A 17,915-nucleotide genomic window follows, 5' to 3' on the forward strand; every position below is an offset into this window, starting at 1 on the left:
CGGCCACGCCGCAACGGCCGAGATCCGGAGGAAATCCCGATGAAGCCCTTCCTGCTGGCGCTCGCCGCCGGCGTCTCCTTCGCGAGCGCCGCCCTGGCCCAGGACACGACCGCCGGGGACACCAAGGCCAAGGTCGACAACCTGGAGAAGCTCGGCAGCTTCAAGCAGACCGGCGTCGCCGAGCCGGCGCCGATCCCGCAGACCGGTCGGCGCGCCGACGCGATCAACAAGACGCTCCAGAAGATCAAGGTCCCGGACGGGTTCAAGATCGAGCTCTACGCCGTGGTGCCGGATGCCCGCGCGATGGCGGTCGGCCCGAATGCCGGCGTGGTCTTCGTCGGCACCCGCAAGTCCAAGATGTACACCGTCACCGACCGCGACAAGGACCGCGTCGCCGACGAGGTGAAGGTCTACGCCCCGGGCGTCGACTTCAAGATCCCGAACGGCGTCTGCTTCTCGCGCGACGGCGTGCTGACGGTGGTGGAGCAGAATCGGGTCCTGGCCTTCCCGGCCGCCGAGTTCTTCTACGAGGGCACGGACGGCCCGGCCGTCGTGGTGGTCAAGCAGGGCGAGCTGATTCCGCCCGCGGAGGAGAGCTACAACCACACCGCCCGGATGTGCCGCATCGGGCCCGACGGCAAGCTCTACGTCTCGCTCGGCCAGCCCTACAACGTACCGCCCAAGGACAAGGCCGACCTCTACGCCAAGACCGGTATCGGCGGCATCATCCGCATGGATGCCGACGGCAAGAACCGGGAGGTCTACGCCACCGGCATCCGCAACTCGGTCGGCATGGACTTCGCGCCCGACAAGACCCTGTGGTTCACCGACAATCAGGTCGACGGCATGGGCGACGACCAGCCGCCCGGCGAACTGAACCAGATCACCAAGCCCGGCCAGAACTTCGGCTTCCCGTGGTACGGCGGCGGCGGCGTGCGTACCGTCGAGTACAAGGACGACAAGATCCCGGCCGACGTCGTGGCGCCCAAGGCCGAGCTGCCGCCGCACGCCGCCGACCTCGGCATGATCGTCTACAAGGGCAAGTCCTTCCCCGAGAAGTACCGCGGCGGCATCTTCACCGCCGAGCACGGCTCGTGGAACCGCACCACGCCGATCGGCGCCCGGGTGATGTTCGTGCCGGTCAACAAGGACGGCAGCGCCGGCAAGCCCGAGCCCTTCGCCGAGGGCTGGCTGACCGAGGGCGGCGAGTATCTCGGCCGCCCGGTCGACGTCGCGACCCTGCCGGACGGCTCGCTGCTCGTCTCCGACGACACGGCCGGCGCGATCTACCGCATCTCCTACGAGAAGTAGGTCCTTTCGGGGTGGGGCGGCCGCGCCGCCCCACCCCCCCCTTCAGGAGACGCCGATGACCCGCACCCTCGCCCTCCTCCTGCTGCTCGCCGCCACCGCGCCGGCCGCCGCCGGGGACGCCAAGGCCGGCCGGGCCAAGGCGATCGCCTGCCAGGCCTGCCACGGCCTCGACGGGCTCTCGAAGCTCCCCGACGCGCCGAACCTCGCCGGCCAGGTCGAGCCCTACCTCGTCAAGGCGCTGACCGAGTTCCGTAGCGGGACCCGCAAGAACGAGGTGATGTCGGTCGCCGCGCAGGACCTGTCGGATGCCGATATCGCCAACCTGGCGGCGTATTACAGCGGGATCCAGATCGACGTGATCCCGCCGGGGTGAGCCGCGTCCGCCAGAGCATTTTTTCGACGAAGCGGGCACCGGTTCGTCGATAGAACACGCGGCAAAACCGATGACTTGGAGCGGCGCCCGGTTGCTGGGCCACGGCACACGACACTGAGAGCTTGTTTGACTTGCGGCGACATGATCGCGAGGGGATTTTCTATCCTATCCTCCACCTCATCCTGAGGTGCGAGGCGATCGAAGATCGCTGAGCCTCGAAGGAGGGATCCAGTGATCTCTGAGGCTTCTGGAACCCTCCTTCGAGGTCAGTCGATCTCCGATCGCCAACACCTCAGGATGAGGTTGCTGATGGGAGAGAGTAGATCTATCGGTCAAACAGGCTGTGAGAATGTGGAGGCCGTCCGAGGGCTTTCCGAGAAGGCTCGCCCCCCCTTTCCCGGACGACTGGAGCGAAGCGGAAGGAGATCCGGGATCCAGCGGAAGATGTGCCGCGAAGCGGCTCTGCTTGGTTCACCGTCGCAGCCGCACGGACGCTTCGCGGCTTGTCGTGCTGGATCCCGGATCTCCTTCCGCTTCGCTTCAGTCGTGCAGGCCCGTACCGGGCCCGGAAAGGGGTTGGCCGACGATGAGCCGGGGAGCCCGGCCACGGCCAGTGTCGTGTGCCGCGGTGCAGAGCGATCGGTTACCGCTCTAGTCGCCGCCCCCGCCGCATCCCCCGCAGCCGCCTCCACCACCGCTTCCGCCGTCCCCGCCGCTTCCGCTACCGTCGCCGCCCCCGCTGTCGGTGACGAAGAAGCGCCGGAGCGACGCGAGCTCGGTGCCGGCGAGCGCCGCCGCGCCGCCGAGCGCGAAGGCGAGCGGGATCTCGTGGCGCAGGGGCGCCCGGGCGGCGCGGGCATGGCGTGCGCGGTGGCGCTCGAGCGCCTGCGCGCCGGCCGTCGTGCAGGTGATCGGCCGGATGTGGAGGCATGTCGCGGCGATGACCGTCGCGATCATCAGGCCGACGAGATAGCCGACCGGGCGCCCGGTGCCGGCGACCCAGGCGACCTTGGCGAGACCGAGCGCCAGCACCAGCGCCACGGCGCCGAGCGAGACGACGAGCGTCCGGCGGTGCTGCTCGGCGCTCGGGCACAGGCCGCGCGCGGCGAGCCGCTCCGCCAGCCGCTCGGTCGGTGCGGTCAGCCTGCCCATCAGCTGGCCGCGGGTCGTCAGCCCGTCCGGCGGCCGGAACGGCGCGAGGTCGGGCGGCAGGGCGATGCCCCGCGCATCGACCCAGATTCCCCGCGGCGGGTCGATGCGTCCCGCACCGGACGTGTGGAGGGCGAGCGCCGTCACGTCCGCCACCCGGTCGGGGCCGCCGGCGAGATAGGCGAGCTCCGGCAGGCCGAGTTCCGCGTCCGGCGCCGATCGCATGGTCTGCCGGCAGCGCGCCCGTGCGACGATTCCGACGAGGAGCGCGCCCGCGGTCAAGGTCCCGTCGAGCCACAGGAACGGCGCCCCCGGCCAGTCGAGGGGGTTGAGCGGCAGGGCGAGCGCCGGCCGCGGCGCGAGGAGGAGCGTCCCGGCGAGTCCCGGCAGCAGGAACCGGCCGAGGCGCGGCAGGCGGAGGATGGAACGGGGGATGACGAGCGCACGCCGCGTGTCGACGGTGCGGTAGCGCGGCCGGCGGCCGAAGCGCTCCCCCGCGCAGGGCCACAGGGCGGGATCGGGCGGGCCGAAATAGGCCTCGTGGCGGGCGAGCGTCGCGGCGTATTGCCGGGCGTAGCGGGTCTGCTCCACCGGTCCGCCGGAGGTCGGCTCATGATGGAGGGCGGTGCACAGGACCGCCCCGCACCACACCTCCCAGTAGTCGCGCGAATAGGTGAGGTGAAGGTGCCAGACCTCGTCCACCTCCTCGCTCGGCGTGACCGGCTCACGGCCGGTGCAGGCGAGGAAGCAGAACCGGCGATAGGCCTCGACCGCCGCCCGCGCGAAGGCGAGGGACCAGTCCCGGTCGCGGGCGAGCCGCCGGGTGAAGTCGAGCGCCCGGTCCGGGTGCTCGAACGGGTGCGCCCGGATGCGCGCCCAGAGCGCGGCTTCCGCGTCCGACCAGGTTGCGGGCAGGATGCACGGCATGACACCCCCGAACGCCGATGGTGGTCCCCGTCGTCAGGGTAACGCGTCCGGGTGCGGAAGGCTCGGCCGGACGCGCGCCGTCTAACCGTTCATCCGCGCGATCACCGCCACCGGCCCGCCCCCGTCCGGCCCCTGGTGCTCGGCCCCGCCGGAGACGAACAGGTCCGTCCGGCCGATCGCCGCGGCGGCGACGCCGCCGACCAGCGCCCGGGCGTGGCGCGTGGCGTTGATGTCGCTGTCGTCGTTCATGATGTGGCGGCGGCCGCGGATCAGGCCGTCGCCGGTCGGCTCGGCCTTGGCGAGCAGTGCGACGACGCGCTCGGCCGCCTCGGGCGGGAGCTGGCCGCAGGCCGGCAGGCCGAGATCGGCGAGCGCGCCCTGGATCGCCGGAAGATCGATGCCGTCGCGCATCACCCGGTGGGCGATGCGCAAGGGGCCGCTCCAACCCGGCGCGTTGCCGAGCACGATCACCTCGTTGCGCATCAGCTCGATCCCCGCCGAGGCGCTGGCGCGGCCCGAGAAAAGGTCGGGGCGGGTGCCGATCACGCCGTCGTCGAGGGCCTCGTCCGGGATCTCGCCGAGCGCCAGCCCGATGCCGAGCGCCGAGGCGCCCCGCGACAGGCCCATCGACGCGTAGGTGTCGTGGGTGGAGACGCCGTGCCCGCGGGCGGCGGCCTCCTGGATGCGGGCGCTGGTGAGGAGCGGGCACTTCACCTGGACGAAATGCACGTCGGCCGGGTCGGTCAGGCCCGCCGCCGCCATGGCGCGCGCCATCGCCGCGGCGGTCGCCCGCACCTGCGCCATGCGGCCGATCTCCTCGGGGAGAAAGTCGTCCGTGAAGGCGGTGCCGACCGCGAGCGCCGTACCGGGACCGCCGGCCCCCTCGCGCCGGGCGACGACCAGCAGGTGGGGCGAGAGCCCGCCCTCGGTGCCGCCGGACATCACGAGCGCGACCCGGGCGCCGATCTCGGCCGGGGTGAGCCCGAGCCGGGCGCCGAGCGCGGCCTCCAGCGCCATCACGGCGAGCGGCCGGGTGAAGTCGTTGACGCAGCCGTTGCCCTCGGTCTTGCCGAACACCGCGACGACCTCCTCCGGGGCGAGCGCGCCGGACGCGAACAGGGCGTCGAGGCCCGAGACGTCGGCGGGGTGCCGGGTCGGCACGCGGAAGACGAGGCATTCGGGCATCGCGGATCCCTGACTTTTCTTGGCGGGAAGATGGGTCTTGGCGGAAAGATGGGCCCGTATCGCCCTGCAACTTCGTCGCCAACCCGCGCCGCTGCGTCGTCCCGGACGGCCGACGATGCGCCGGCGCCACAAGCCTGGCCATAACCGCCGGGCGATCCCGCGGCCCGGGTAGCCGGCTCGGGGGCGGATGCGCTAGTCTGGCCTCCCGCGCCCGGGAGAGCCGCCACCCGATGCCGAACCCGTTGAGCCGCATTCGGCCCGCCGTGTCCGCACGGGCGTGCTCCCTTGCCAGTTCCTGTGCCGGGACGGCCGCGTCCTCGCGGATCGCGACGCGCGCCTGATGGGGATCCCCTTCCCCGCGCCCGGCGCGTCCCCGCAGCGGGTGCTGATCTACTCGCACGACACGTTCGGGCTCGGCCACCTGCGCCGCGCGCGGGCGATCGCGCACGCGCTGGTGGCGGAGGCGCCGGAGCGGCGGGTGGTGATCCTGTCCGGCTCGCCGGTGAGCCACGCCTTCCGGTTCGCCCCGGGGGTGACCTGCCGACGGCTGCCGGGCGTGACCAAGCTCGCCTCCGGCGAGTACCAGAGCCTCGGGCCCGGCCACGGCCTCGACGAGGTGGTGGCGACCCGCGCCGCCCTGATCCGCCACGTCGCCGAGCGCTTCGACCCCGACCTCTTCCTCGTCGACAAGGAGCCGGCCGGCTTCCACGGCGAGGTGCTGCCGACGCTCCACCGGCTCAAGGCCCGCGGCTGCCGGCTGGTGCTGGGCCTGCGCGACGTCCTCGACGACCCGGACCTGCTGGCGCCCGAATGGGAGCGCAAGGGCGCGCTCGCGGTGCTGCCGCTCTACGATTCGCTCTGGGTCTATGGCCTCGAGGCGATCTACGCGCCCCTCGACGGGCTGACGCTGCCGGCGGGCGTGTCCGGGCGCCTGACCTATACCGGCTACCTCCGGCGCGAGGCACCCGAACCCGAGGGCTCCGAGGAGGCAGCGCGGGAGCAGTTCCTCCTCGTCACCCCGGGCGGCGGCGGCGACGGGGTCGAGCTGGTCGAGGCGGTGGTGCGGGCCTACGAGGCGCATCCCCTGGAGCACCCGGCGCTCGTGGTGTTCGGGCCGTTCTTCCCGGCGGCCGAGCAGGCCGACCTGAGCGCCCGCATCGCCGCCCATCCCCGGCTCTCCTCCCTCGGCTTCGATGCCCGGCTGGAGCGGCTGATGCGCCGGGCCGCCGGCGTGGTGGCGATGGGGGGCTACAACACCTTCTGCGAGATCCTGTCCTTCGATCGTCCGTCCCTGATCCTGCCGCGGGTCCGGCCCCGGCGCGAGCAGCTGATCCGGGCCCGGGCCGCCGCCCGGCTCGGCCTCGTCGGCGTGATCGAGCCCGGCGACGCCGACGAGCCGACCGCGGACGAGACCGCCCGGATGGCGGAAGCGCTCTCTGCCCTGCCGCACCGGCCCGCCCCCTCCGCGCGGCCGATCCCCGGCCTCCTCGACGGCCTGCCGGCGATCCGCCGCCTCGCCGCCACCGCCGACGCCGCCTGCGTGGCGGCCGAGTAAGCCCTCCTCTCCCGAACCCCCGACCGTATGGCCCCGCTCCGCATCGCCGTCCTCCTCAAGGGCTACCCGCGCCTGTCCGAGACCTTCATCGCCCAGGAGCTGCTGGGGCTCGAGGCACGGGGCCTCGACCTCGCGATCTGGTCGCTTCGCCGCCCGCATGACGGCGCCGTGCATCCGATGCACCGCAAGATCCGCGCGCCGGTCTCCTACCTGCCCGAATACCTCTACCAAGCACCCTGGCGGGTGCTGCGCGGCGCCGTCTCGGCCCTGCGCCGACCGGGCCTGTGGACCTTCCTGGCGCTCGCCCGCCGCGACCTCGCCCGGGACTTCACCGCCAATCGCGGCCGGCGCCTCGGCCAGGCCCTGGTGCTGGCCCGCGAGTTGCCGGCGCAGACCGACCACATCCACGTCCACTACCTGCACACCCCGGCCTCCGTGGCGCGCTACGCCGCCGCGCTGACCGGCCGGCGATGGAGCGCCTCGGCCCACGCCAAGGACATCTGGACCACGCCGGACTGGGAACTCGCGGGCAAGCTCGACGATCCCCGCCTCGCCTTCGCGGTGACCTGCACGGCGGCGGGCGCGGCGCGGCTGCGCGAGGTCGCGGCCGGGCCGGACCGGGTCTCGCTCGTCTATCACGGCCTCGACCTGTCGCGGTTTCCCGCACCCCCGGAGTCCCGCCCGGCGCGGGACGGGTCGGACCCGGCCGATCCCCTGCGGGTCGTCAGCGTCGGCCGCGCGGTGGCCAAGAAGGGGTTCAACGACCTTCTGGACGCCCTCGCGGCCCTGCCGCCGGACCTGCACTGGCGCCTCGCCCATGTCGGCGGCGGCGAGGAGCTGGCGGCGTTGCGGGCCAAGGCCGCCGCGCTCGGCCTCGGCCAGAAGGTAGTCTTCCTGGGGGCAAAGCCCCAGCCCGAGGTGGTGGCTCTCCTGCGCGAGGCCGACCTGTTCGTGCTGCCGGCCAAGCGCGCGCCCTCGGGCGACCGCGACGGGCTGCCCAACGTGATCATGGAGGCGGCCTCGCAGGGGCTCTGCGTCGTCGCGACCGACTTCGCCGGCATCCCCGAATTCCTGCGCGACGGGATCGAGGGCCGGCTGGTGCCGCCCGGCGACTGGGGCGCGCTCTCGAACGCCGTCAACCTGCTGGCCCGCGATCCCGTCGAGCGGGCCCGCCTCGCCGCCGCGGCGCTCGCCCGCCTCCGGGCCGAGTTCGGCGCCGAGGCCGGCTTCGACACCGTCGCGCACCTGCTCGGGGATGCGGCCCGGCGATGAGGCGCGTCGCCTTCTACGCGCCGCTCAAGGCCCCGGACCACCCGGTGCCCTCCGGCGAGCGCACGATGGCGCGGCTCCTCCTGCGGGCGCTGGCGGCGGCGGGCTTCGCCCCGGAGGTCGCCAGCACCCTGCGCACCCGCGATCCCGACGGGACGCGGCATCCGGGCGTGAGGGAAGAGTCGCTGGCCGAGGCCGGACGCCTGATCGCCGCCTGGTCCTTCGACCCGCCCGCGCTCTGGTTCACCTACCACGTCTATTACAAGGCGCCGGACTGGATCGGCCCGGCGGTCGCCGCGGCGTTCGGCATCCCCTACGTGGTGGCGGAGGGCTCGCGGGCGCCAAAGCGCGCGTACGGCCCGCACGCGCTGGGCCATGCCGGCGCCGAGGCGGGGCTCGATGCCGCCGACCTGATCCTGGCGATGAACCGCCGCGACCGGCCGGCCCTCGAGGCGGCGCGGCCAGCGCGCCAGATGCTGGCGGACTTGCCGCCCTTCCTCGATCCGGCCGATTGGCCTGTAGGAGCGGCCGACCGGATCCCCGGTCCCCTGCGCCTCCTCGCCGTCGCGATGATGCGCGAGGGCGACAAGCTCGCCTCCTACCGCCTGCTGGCCGAGGCCCTGGCACGGCTCGGCGACCTCGACTGGACCCTCGACGTCGCCGGCGACGGCCCGGCCGCGGCGGCGGTGACGGACCTCCTCACCCCCTTCGGCGTCCGGGTCCGCCGGCACGGCGCGGTGGCGCCCGACGCGCTCTCGGCCCTCTACTCCGCCGCCGACCTCCTGGTCTGGCCGGCCGTCAACGAGGCCTACGGCATGGCGCTCCTGGAGGCCCAGGCCCATGGCTGCCCGGTGGTGGCCGGCGCCTATGGCGGCGTGCCGGACGTGGTGCGGGACGGGCTGACCGGCCGGGTGACGCCCCCCGGCGACGCGGCCGCCCTCGCCGCCGCGATCCGCACCCTCGCCGACCGACCCGACCGGCTCGCCGCGATGCGCACGAGCGCCCTCGCCTTCGTGCACGGGGAGCGCAGCCTCGACCGGGCCGCCGCGATCCTGCGCGACACGCTCTCCCCCCTCCTGCGGGCGCCCCGGGCATGAGCCGGATCCTGATCGCCGTCACGCACCTGCTGGGCGCCGGGCACCTGACCCGGGCGGCCGCCCTGGCGCGGGCCTTCGCGGGGGCCGGCCACGCGGTGACGCTGGTGTCGGGCGGGATGCCCGTAGCGCTGCCGCGCCTCGACGGCGTGCGCCTGGTGCAGCTGCCGCCCCTGCGCATCGTCGGCACCGCCTTCACGACGCTGCTCGACCCCGACGGCGCGCCCGTGACGGCGGAGCGCCTGGCCGCGCGCCGCGACGGCCTCGCCGCCGCCTTCGCCGAGGCCGCACCCGACGCGGTGATCACCGAGCTCTACCCGTTCGGACGCCGGGTGCTGGCGCCGGAATTCGAGGCGCTGGTCGAGGCCGTGCGGGCGGCCGTGCCCCGCCCCCTGCTCCTCGCGTCGATCCGCGACATCCTGGCGACCCCGAGCCGGCCCGAGCGCATCGCCGCCACCCACGCGCGCCTGACCGCCTACGACGCCGTGCTGGTCCACGGCGATCCCGCCTTCCTGCCGCTCGACGCCTCCTGGCCGGTCGCGCCGGACCTGGCGCCGCGCCTGCGCTACACCGGCTACGTCGACGACGGCGAGGTCGTGCCCGCGCCGGGCGGCTCCCGCTCCGGCATCGTCGTCTCGGGCGGGTCGAGCGCGGCCGGCCTGCCGCTGCAGGAGGCCGCGGTCGCCGCCGCCGCCCTCACGCCCGGCCTGACCTGGCGCATCCTCGTCGGCCGCGCCGTGCCCGAGCCGGCCTTCGCCGCCCTGCGGGACGCCGCGCCCGCGAACGCGGTCGTCGAGCGGGCGCGGCCGGATTTCCGCGCGCTGCTCGCCGGGGCGGCGCTGTCCATCAGCCAGGCTGGCTACAACACCGTGCTCGACCTCCTGCGGAGCGGCTGCCCGGCCGTGCTGGTGCCGTTCGAGGCCGGGCACGAGACCGAGCAGCGCCTGCGCGCCGACACGCTGGCGGCCCGCGGCCTCGCCCGGGTGCTGCCGGAGGGCGCGCTGACGGCCGAGTGCCTGGCCGCAGCGGTCCAGGCCGCTCCGCTGCCGGGCATGCGCCACGCCGTCGCGTGCGACGGGGCGCGGCGGAGCGTGACGACCGTCGCGGCGATGCTGGATGGCGTCCGTTCCCATCTCGGCTGTCCTCCGTCCATCGACTTCACCCTCCTCACCGATGCGCTGAGCCGCGCCGCGGACGAAGGCCGCCCGATCGCGCTCTGGTGGCGCGACGACGACGCGGTCGCCCACACCCCGGCCCTCGACCGCCTGTTCGCCCTGGCGTCCCGTACCGGCTGGCCGGTGGCGCTCGCCGCGGTGCCGGCCCGGGCCGAGCCGTCGCTGGCCGCGCGCCTCGCCGACGAAGCCGGGGTCGATCTCCTGGTCCACGGTCTCGCCCACACGGACCATGCGCCGCCGGGGACCAAGAAGGCCGAGTTCGGTTCCCACCGCCCACTCGCGGTCTTGCGAGCCGAGGCCGCCGAGGCCCTGGCGCTCGCCCGCGCCTGCCTCGGCCCCCGCCTGCTGCCGGTGCTGGTGCCGCCCTGGAACCGTCTCGCTCCCGACCTGCCGGGAATCCTGCCGGTGATCGGCTATCGCGGCCTCTCGGCCGCAGCCCCCGTCGCCCCGGTGCCCGGCCTGGTCCAGGCCCATGCGGCGGTCGATCCGGTGGCATGGCGCTCCGGCGGCGGGCTCGCCGACCCGGACGGCGTCATCGCCCGGGCGGCCGCGGCGGTCGCGGGCGGCGGCCCGGTCGGGCTCCTCACCCACCACCTCGTGCAGGACGACGCGACCTGGGCGTTCTGCGCCCGGTTCCTCGACCACCTCGCGGATCGCGCGGCCAAAAGCCGGCCTCCAACAATATCGCGCGCCGCCGCATTGTTTGCGAACCCGCCGCTGCCCGTGTCACAACCGGGCCCTATCTTCCGCGATGATCCGGGGGCGCCCCCGCCCCGAGAGGACAGCACGGCATCAGGATGACGGCTCCGCTCCTGTCGATCCGCGACCTCCGGGTCGATTTCTCGGCCGATACCGGCGCGTTCCGGGCGGTCGACGGCCTGTCCCTCGACGTGCCGGCGGGCCGCACCGTGGCGCTCGTCGGCGAGTCGGGCTCGGGCAAGTCGGTCACCGCGCAGGCGATCCTGCAGATCCTGCCGAAGGTCGCGCGGATCTCGGGCGGGAGCATCCGCCTGTCCGATCCGGCCGGTCCCGCCGGCGGCACCGACATCGCGGCGCTCAAGGCCGATTCCGCCCGCATGCAGGCCCTGCGCGGCGGGCGCATCGCGATGATCTTCCAGGAGCCGATGACCTCGCTGTCGCCGCTCCACACCGTCGGCGACCAGGTCACCGAGGCCCTGCGCCTCCACGCCGACGTCTCGGCCGACCAAGCCACGGCGCGGGCGATCGAGGTGTTCGACCGCGTCGGCTTCCCGGATCCGAAGCGGGCGCTGGTCACCTACCCGTTCGAATTGTCGGGGGGGCTGCGCCAGCGCGCGATGATCGCGATGGCGCTGATCACCAGGCCCGCGCTCCTCATCGCCGACGAGCCGACCACGGCGCTCGACGTCACCACCCAGGCCCAGATCCTGGAGCTGATGCGCGAGCTGCAGGCCGAGACCGGCATGGCGATGCTGCTCATCACCCACGACCTCGGGGTGGTGGCCAACATGGCCGACGACGTCGTGGTGATGTATCGCGGCCGGGTGATGGAGGCCGGCTCGCGGGAGGAGATCTTCCGCCATCCCGGCCATCCCTACCTGAAGGCCCTGATGCGGGCGGTGCCGCGCTTCCACATGGCGCCCGGCGAGCGCCTGACCCCGATCCGCGAGGTGAGGAGCGCGGTGCTCGCCCGCAAGGCCGGCGAGCCGCACCGGCCCGATCCGGCAGGCCCCCTCCTCGCCATCGAGGGCGTGCGCAAGTCGTTCACCCTGCGCTCGGGCTGGTTCAAGGGGAAGACCCGCACCATCAACGCCGTCAACGGCGTGTCGCTGAGCCTGCATCCGGGCCGGACGCTCGGCCTCGTCGGCGAGTCGGGCTGCGGCAAGACCACCCTGTCGAAGGTGGTGATGCGGGCCCTGCGGCCCGATGCCGGCACCGTGACCTTCGACGACGGCTCGGGGCGCGGCCCCCGCGACGTCTTCGCCCTCAAGGACCGGGAGCTGAAGGACTTCCGCCGGGCGGTCCAGTTCGTGTTCCAGGACCCGTTCTCGTCGCTCAACCCGCGGATGACGGTCTACGAGCTCCTGACCGAGCCCCTGCGCATCCACGGCGTCGGCACCGCCGACGAGCGCTACGAGCGCGCCAAGGAGCTCCTGGACATGGTCGGGCTCGACCAGGCGTCCCTGCGGCGCTACCCGCACGCCTTCTCGGGCGGCCAGCGCCAGCGCCTCGGCATCGCCCGGGCGCTGGCGCTCAAGCCCCGGGTGCTGCTCTGCGACGAGCCGGTCTCGGCCCTCGACGTCTCGGTGCAGGCGCAGGTGCTCAATCTGCTCAAGGACCTCCAGTCGAGCCTCGGCGTCTCGTACCTGTTCGTCTCCCACAACCTCGCGGTGGTCGACTACATCGCCGACACGATCGCCGTCATGTGCCGGGGCTACATCGTCGAGGAGGCGTCGAAGGAGGCGCTCTTCAAGAACCCGGCCCATCCCTACACCCGGGCGCTGCTCGCCGCCGTGCCCGAGCCCGACCTCGACCACCCCCTCGACCTGAAGCTCCTGATGAGCGACCGGTTCTCCGACCCGGCGAGCTGGCCCGAGCCCTACCGCCTCACCGGGGGCGCGGCCGGCACCATGACCGAGATCGAGCCCGGGCACCGCGTCCGGGTCGCCGGCCCGGCGAGCCGGCAAGCTGCCTGAACCCCACGCCTCCTGAGTCCCAAAGCCGCCCGACCTGACGTACGAGACCCCGATAGAGCCCCCGATGTCGAACGGTGCCGCCCTCCGCCCCCACCCCCTCGTCGAGCGGCTCCGCCGCCGCTTCCTCGGCCGCCTGTTCGACCGCCTCGGCTACGATCTCGTCCCGGCGGTGTCGGATTGGAACCACCGCCCGCTCTCCGGGCCGGAGACCGACGCGCTGATCGCGGCGGCCGCCGCGCGCCTCGACGCCGACCTGGCGCAGGCCGGGCTCGCCCTGCCGGGCGGCGCCGCCCCGGCGGTCGCGACCTTCTGGGACCTGATCGCGACGGCGCCGGTCGCGCAGAAGCGCGGCGGCAACGGCTTCAACGGCGCGCTCCAGCTCTACGTGCTGATGCGGGCGCTCGCCCCCGAGGTGATCGTCGAATCGGGGGTGTTTCGCGGGCTGACCACCTGGGTGATGCGCCAGGCCTGCCCGCAGGCCGAGATCTTCTGCTTCGATCCCGACCTGTCCGGCCTGCGCTACCGCGATCCGCGCGCGCGCTACCACGCCGTCGACTGGTCGACCGTGAGCCTGCCGCGCCTCGACCCGGACCGGGCGGTCGGCTTCTTCGACGACCACATCAGCCAGGCCCGCCGGGTGCTGGAGGCCCGCGAGCGCGGCCTGACGCGCCTGGTCTTCGACGACGACGCGGCCGCCCACCGGCTCCACGCCCATGGCGGGCCCGCCTTCCCGACCATCGCGATGCTGACCGCCCCCCGCTCCGGCGAGCCGGTGCGCTGGCGCCGCAACGGCCGCGAGTTCGTCTACCGGCCCGACGACCCGGAGGCGGAAGGAGCCCGCGCGGCGATCGCCGCCACCCACGCCTTCGACGACCTGCACGCCGCGACCGGCTACTCGCCCACCCGCCTCACCTGGGTGCGCCTGCACGGGAGGGACGGGACATGACTTGGCTCGGACGTCTTTTCACGGACGCGGCCGCCGCTGACCCCTCCCCCCTCTGCTGGGGGGGGGGGCCCCCGGAGGGGGCCGGGAGAGGGGATCCCCGCTTCCGGAGAGGTCGCGCGCTTCAAGAAGGGCGCCTGCTGGATCAGCGTCGCGCTGCCCCTCTCCCGCCCCGCGTTGCGGGGCACCCTCCCCCGCAGAGGGGGGAGGGTTGGGCGCGCGTCGCTCTATCTGTCCTGTTCCTGGCGGGTACCCATCCCGCCCTCGCCGACTCCCCCTCCGACCGCCTGCCCAAGCAACCCCTGGTCGTCGATCCCGTCGCGCACGGCCGCCAGGTCGGCACGCCGGGCGGCGACCTCGTCACACTGGTCTCGAAGGCCCGGGACATCCGCTACATCTCGACCTACAGCTACACCCGCCTCGTCGGCTACGACGAGAAGCTGGGGCTGAAGGCCGACATCCTGGAAAAATTCGAGAACGACGGCGACAAGGTCTATACCTTCACGATCCGCGACGGCCATCGCTGGTCCGACGGCCAGCCCTTCACCGCCGAGGACATCCGCTACTGGTGGGAGGACGTAGCGCTCAGCAAGGACCTGAGCCCGTCCGGCCCGCCGGAATTCATGATGGTCGACGGGCAGCCGCCGCGCTTCGAGGTGCTCGATCCGCTGCACGTCCGCTTCACCTGGGACAAGCCGAACCCGCGCTTCCTGCCGGAACTCGCCTCCCCACGCGATCCCTTCATCTACCGGCCGGCGCACTACCTCAGGAAGTTCAACGTCAAGTACACGCCCAAGGCCGAGATCGAGCCCCTGGTCAAGCAGGCCAAGGTCAAGGGCTGGGCGGCGCTGCACAACCGGCTCGACGCGATGTTCGAGCAGACCAACCCCGACCTGCCGACCCTCCAGCCCTGGCGCGTGACCAACACCGCGCCCGCCGCCCGCTTCGTCTTCGTGCGCAATCCCTACTACCACCGGGTCGACACCAACGGGCAGCAGCTGCCCTACCTCGACAAGGTCAACATGGACGTGGCCGCCGGAGGCCTGCTCGCCGCCAAGGCCAATGCCGGCGAGGCCGACCTCCTGTTTCGCGGCCTCAACATGGAGGACATCCCGATCCTGCGCGAGGGCGAGCGCGCCAAGGGCTACCGCACTCATCTCTGGCCGACCGCCCGCGGCTCGGAGCTGGCGCTTTATCCCAACCTGACCGTCACCGACCCGGTCTGGCGCGCGCTCAACCGCGACCTGCGCTACCGCCGCGCGCTGTCGCTCGCCATCGACCGGCGCACCCTCAACAACGCCCTGCTGTTCGGGCTCGGCACCGAGGGCAACGACACGGTGGTCGAGGAGAGCCCGCTCTACCGGCCGGAATACCGCACCCTCAATGCCGGCTACGACCCGGGGCAGGCCTCCCGCCTCCTCGACGAGATCGGCCTGACCCAGCGCAACGGCGCCGGCATCCGCCTCCTGCCCGACGGGCGCGAGCTCGAGATCGTGGTCGAGACCGACGGCGAGAGCAGCATGCTCACCGACGGGCTCACCCTGGTCTCGGAGTTCTGGCGCGAGGTCGGCGTCAAGCTGTTCGTCAAGCCGCAGGACCGCACGGTTTTGCGCAACCGCGCCTACTCGGGCGCCGCCGTGATGGTGGCGGCGCAAGGTCTCGACCTCGCGATGCCGACCGCCGAGATGTCCCCCGACGAGCTCGCACCCGTCCACCAGGATACCTATGCCTGGCCGAAATGGGGCCAGTACGTCGAGACGCGGGGCAAGGAGGGCGAGCCCTGCGACATCCCCGCCGCCAAGGTGCTGATCGACCTCAACGCCCGCTGGATGGCCACGGCCAACAACGCCGAGCAGGCGACGATCTGGGGGGAGATGCTGCGGAACCGGGCCGAGAACCAGTGGGTGATCGGTACCGTCTCGGGGGCGCTGCAGCCGGTCGTGGCCAAGACCCGGCTGCGCAACGTCCCCGACAAGGAGACCTACAGCTGGAAGCCGACCGCCCTGATCGGCATCTACCGCATGGACGAGTTCTACTGGGGCCCGACCCCGAAGGAGGCCGCGCGGTGATCCGCTACCTCGCCCGCCGCCTCCTCACCATGGCGGCCACGTTGCTCGTCATTTCGGCGCTGGTCTTCGTCATCATCAAGCTGCCGCCCGGCGACTTCCTCACCAACCAGATCGCCGAGCTGCGCTCGCAGGGCGAGGCCGCGTCCGTCGCCAAGGCGCAGTTCCTGATGCAGCAATACGGCCTCGACCGTCCGGTCTGGGAGCAGTACCTGCGCTGGATCGGGCTGTGGCCCAACCCGGAAGGCGCCTTCAACGGGCTGATCCAGGGCAATTGGGGCTGGTCGTTCGAGTACGACCGCCCGGTGCGCGAGGTGGTGGGCGACGCGCTCTGGCTCACCCTCGTGGTCAATCTCGCCGTGGTGGTGTTCGTCCACCTGGTGTCGATCCCGATCGCGATCTACTCGGCGACGCGGCAATATTCGCTCGGCGACTACGTCGCGACCTTCATCGGCTATATCGGGCTCGCCACGCCGTCCTTCCTCCTGGCGCTGGTGATGCTGTTCTACGCCAACCGCTGGTTCGGGGTGTCGATCGGCGGGCTCTACGACAGCGCCTATGCGGGCCAGCCCTGGACCTGGGAGAAGCTGCGCTCGCTCATGGCCCATCTCGTCGTCCCGACCCTGGTGATCGGGTTGGGCGGCACCGCCGCGATGATCCGGCGGATGCGCGCCAACCTCCTCGACGAGCTGGCCAAGCAATACGTCGTCACCGCCCGCGCCAAGGGCCTGCCGCCGACCCGGGCGCTGCTGAAATATCCGTTCCGGATGTCGCTCAACCCGTTCATCGCCGATATCGGCAACCTCCTGCCGCACCTGATCTCGGGCTCGGTGCTGGTGTCGCTGGTGCTGAGCCTGCCGACCGTCGGGCCGATCCTGCTCGCCGCCCTCAAGAGCCAGGACCAGTTCCTGGCCGGGTTCATCCTGATGTTCGTGGCGATGCTCACGGTGATCGGCATGCTGGTCTCCGACCTGCTGCTCGCCTGGCTCGATCCGCGCATCCGCCTCGGAGGAGACGGTCGATGAACCTGGAGTTGCGCGACCGGCCGCCCCACTACGTCGATCCCGCCCCCTTCGACCCCGGCCGCACCGAGCCGGTGGGGGCGGAGAGCAGCGCCGTCGACCGCGCCTCGTCCTGGCGCCTGACCTGGTGGAAGTTCCGCAAGCACCGGGTCGCGGTGGCGGCGGGCCTGATCCTGATCGCGTTCTACGCCCTGATTCCGTTCGTCGAGGTGATCGCGCCCTACAGCCCGGCCAAGCGCCACGGCGATTTCCTCTACGCGCCGCCGCAATCGATCCACCTCTTCCACGAAGGCCGGTTCGTCGGGCCCTACACCCATCCCTACCATTTCACCTTCAACATCGAGACCTTCCACCGCGACTACACGGTGGACCGCACGAAAGTGCAGCCGCTGCGCTTCCTCTGCCGGGGCGATGCCTATGCCTTCTGGGGCCTGGTCGATACCGACTGGCACCTCGTCTGTCCGCCCCAGGACGGCACGATGTTCCTGCTCGGCACCGACCGGCTCGGGCGCGACCTCCTCTCGCGGATCGTCTCGGGCACCCGGATCTCGCTCACGGTGGGCCTCGTCGGCATCGCGGTGTCGTTCGCGCTGGGGCTCTTCTTCGGTGGGCTCGCCGGCTATCTCGGCGGCTGGGTCGACAACGTGATCCAGCGGGTGATCGAGATCCTGCGCTCCCTGCCCGAGCTGCCGCTCTGGCTCGCGCTCTCGGCGGCCTTGCCGCCGAACTGGAGCCCGATCCTGGTCTTCTTCGGCATCACCCTGATCCTCGGGCTCCTCGACTGGCCGGGCCTCGCCCGGGCGGTGCGCTCGAAGCTCCTGGCCTTGCGCGAGGAGGATTACGTCCGCGCCGCCGAGCTGATGGGCGCCTCCAAGACCCGGATCATCGCCCGGCACCTGATCCCGAACTTCATGAGCCACCTGATCGCCTCGGCGACGCTGTCGATCCCCTCGATGATCCTCGGCGAGACCGCCCTGTCGTTCCTCGGCCTGGGCCTGCGCCCGCCGGTGACGAGCTGGGGCGTACTCCTCAACGAGGCGCAGAACCTCGCCGCGGTGCAGCTCCATCCCTGGCTGCTGGCGCCGATCCTGCCGGTAGTGATCGTGGTGCTGGCGTTCAACTTCCTGGGCGACGGCCTTCGCGACGCGGCCGATCCGTACCACTAGCGGCC

Annotated in this window: 13 protein-coding genes; 11 read left to right on the plus strand and 2 right to left on the minus strand. The window is 72.8% G+C overall.

All coding sequences use genetic code 11. From position 1 onward, the window contains the following. Positions 1-39: 39 nt before the first annotated feature. Entirely contained in the window at positions 40-1,311 is a 1,272-nt protein-coding gene (locus BMX97_RS15405) for a PQQ-dependent sugar dehydrogenase (RefSeq protein WP_091751724.1), read from the plus strand. A 55-nt stretch (positions 1,312-1,366) separates the two neighbouring features. Then, a complete protein-coding gene (locus BMX97_RS15410) occupies positions 1,367-1,684 on the plus strand; it encodes a c-type cytochrome (protein WP_091751727.1) in 318 nt (105 codons plus the stop codon). 651 nt (positions 1,685-2,335) lie between these two features. Here the strand turns inward: BMX97_RS15410 and BMX97_RS15415 are convergent. Together BMX97_RS15415 and BMX97_RS15420 are read right to left on the minus strand one after the other, a co-directional pair. Then, positions 2,336-3,760, minus strand: coding sequence for a TIGR04222 domain-containing membrane protein (locus tag BMX97_RS15415; protein WP_091751730.1), 1,425 nt, complete (start codon positions 3,758-3,760; stop codon positions 2,336-2,338). Positions 3,761-3,841: 81 nt separating this feature from the next. After that, entirely contained in the window at positions 3,842-4,945 is a 1,104-nt protein-coding gene (locus BMX97_RS15420; protein ID WP_091751734.1) for a cyanuric acid amidohydrolase, read from the minus strand. 340 nt (positions 4,946-5,285) lie between these two features. Between BMX97_RS15420 and BMX97_RS15425 the strand changes: the two genes are divergently transcribed. From BMX97_RS15425 to BMX97_RS15465, 9 genes are all read left to right on the plus strand, one after another. Further along, entirely contained in the window at positions 5,286-6,500 is a 1,215-nt protein-coding gene (locus BMX97_RS15425) for a glycosyltransferase family protein (protein WP_091751737.1), read from the plus strand. A gap of 27 nt (positions 6,501-6,527) precedes the next feature. After that, positions 6,528-7,772, plus strand: a complete 1,245-nt coding sequence (locus tag BMX97_RS15430; protein WP_091751740.1) for a glycosyltransferase — start codon at positions 6,528-6,530, stop codon at positions 7,770-7,772. After that, positions 7,769-8,866 (plus strand): glycosyltransferase family 4 protein, encoded by a 1,098-nt coding sequence (locus BMX97_RS15435; protein ID WP_091751743.1) that lies wholly within the window; start codon positions 7,769-7,771, stop codon positions 8,864-8,866. Before BMX97_RS15430 ends, BMX97_RS15435 begins: the two co-directional genes overlap by 4 nt. Further along, positions 8,863-10,839 carry a glycosyltransferase gene (locus BMX97_RS15440; RefSeq protein ID WP_091751746.1) on the plus strand — a complete coding sequence of 659 codons (1,977 nt, stop codon included), beginning with the start codon at positions 8,863-8,865 and terminating at the stop codon, positions 10,837-10,839. Before BMX97_RS15435 ends, BMX97_RS15440 begins: the two co-directional genes overlap by 4 nt. Next, complete coding sequence (locus BMX97_RS15445; RefSeq protein WP_091751749.1) at positions 10,836-12,713, plus strand: ABC transporter ATP-binding protein; 1,878 nt, start codon at positions 10,836-10,838, stop codon at positions 12,711-12,713. Before BMX97_RS15440 ends, BMX97_RS15445 begins: the two co-directional genes overlap by 4 nt. 64 nt (positions 12,714-12,777) lie before the next feature. After that, positions 12,778-13,659, plus strand: a complete 882-nt coding sequence (locus BMX97_RS15450) for a hypothetical protein (RefSeq protein ID WP_091751752.1) — start codon at positions 12,778-12,780, stop codon at positions 13,657-13,659. After that, positions 13,656-15,725, plus strand: a complete 2,070-nt coding sequence (locus BMX97_RS15455) for an ABC transporter substrate-binding protein (protein WP_244538449.1) — start codon at positions 13,656-13,658, stop codon at positions 15,723-15,725. Before BMX97_RS15450 ends, BMX97_RS15455 begins: the two co-directional genes overlap by 4 nt. Next, entirely contained in the window at positions 15,722-16,747 is a 1,026-nt protein-coding gene (locus tag BMX97_RS15460) for an ABC transporter permease (protein ID WP_091751755.1), read from the plus strand. Before BMX97_RS15455 ends, BMX97_RS15460 begins: the two co-directional genes overlap by 4 nt. Then, a complete protein-coding gene (locus BMX97_RS15465) occupies positions 16,744-17,910 on the plus strand; it encodes an ABC transporter permease (protein ID WP_091751758.1) in 1,167 nt (388 codons plus the stop codon). Before BMX97_RS15460 ends, BMX97_RS15465 begins: the two co-directional genes overlap by 4 nt. The last annotated feature ends 5 nt before the right edge of the window (positions 17,911-17,915 follow it).

Origin of the sequence: Methylobacterium sp. ap11, from assembly GCF_900110515.1 — a bacterium.
GTDB classification, from domain to species: domain Bacteria; phylum Pseudomonadota; class Alphaproteobacteria; order Rhizobiales; family Beijerinckiaceae; genus Methylobacterium; species Methylobacterium ajmalii.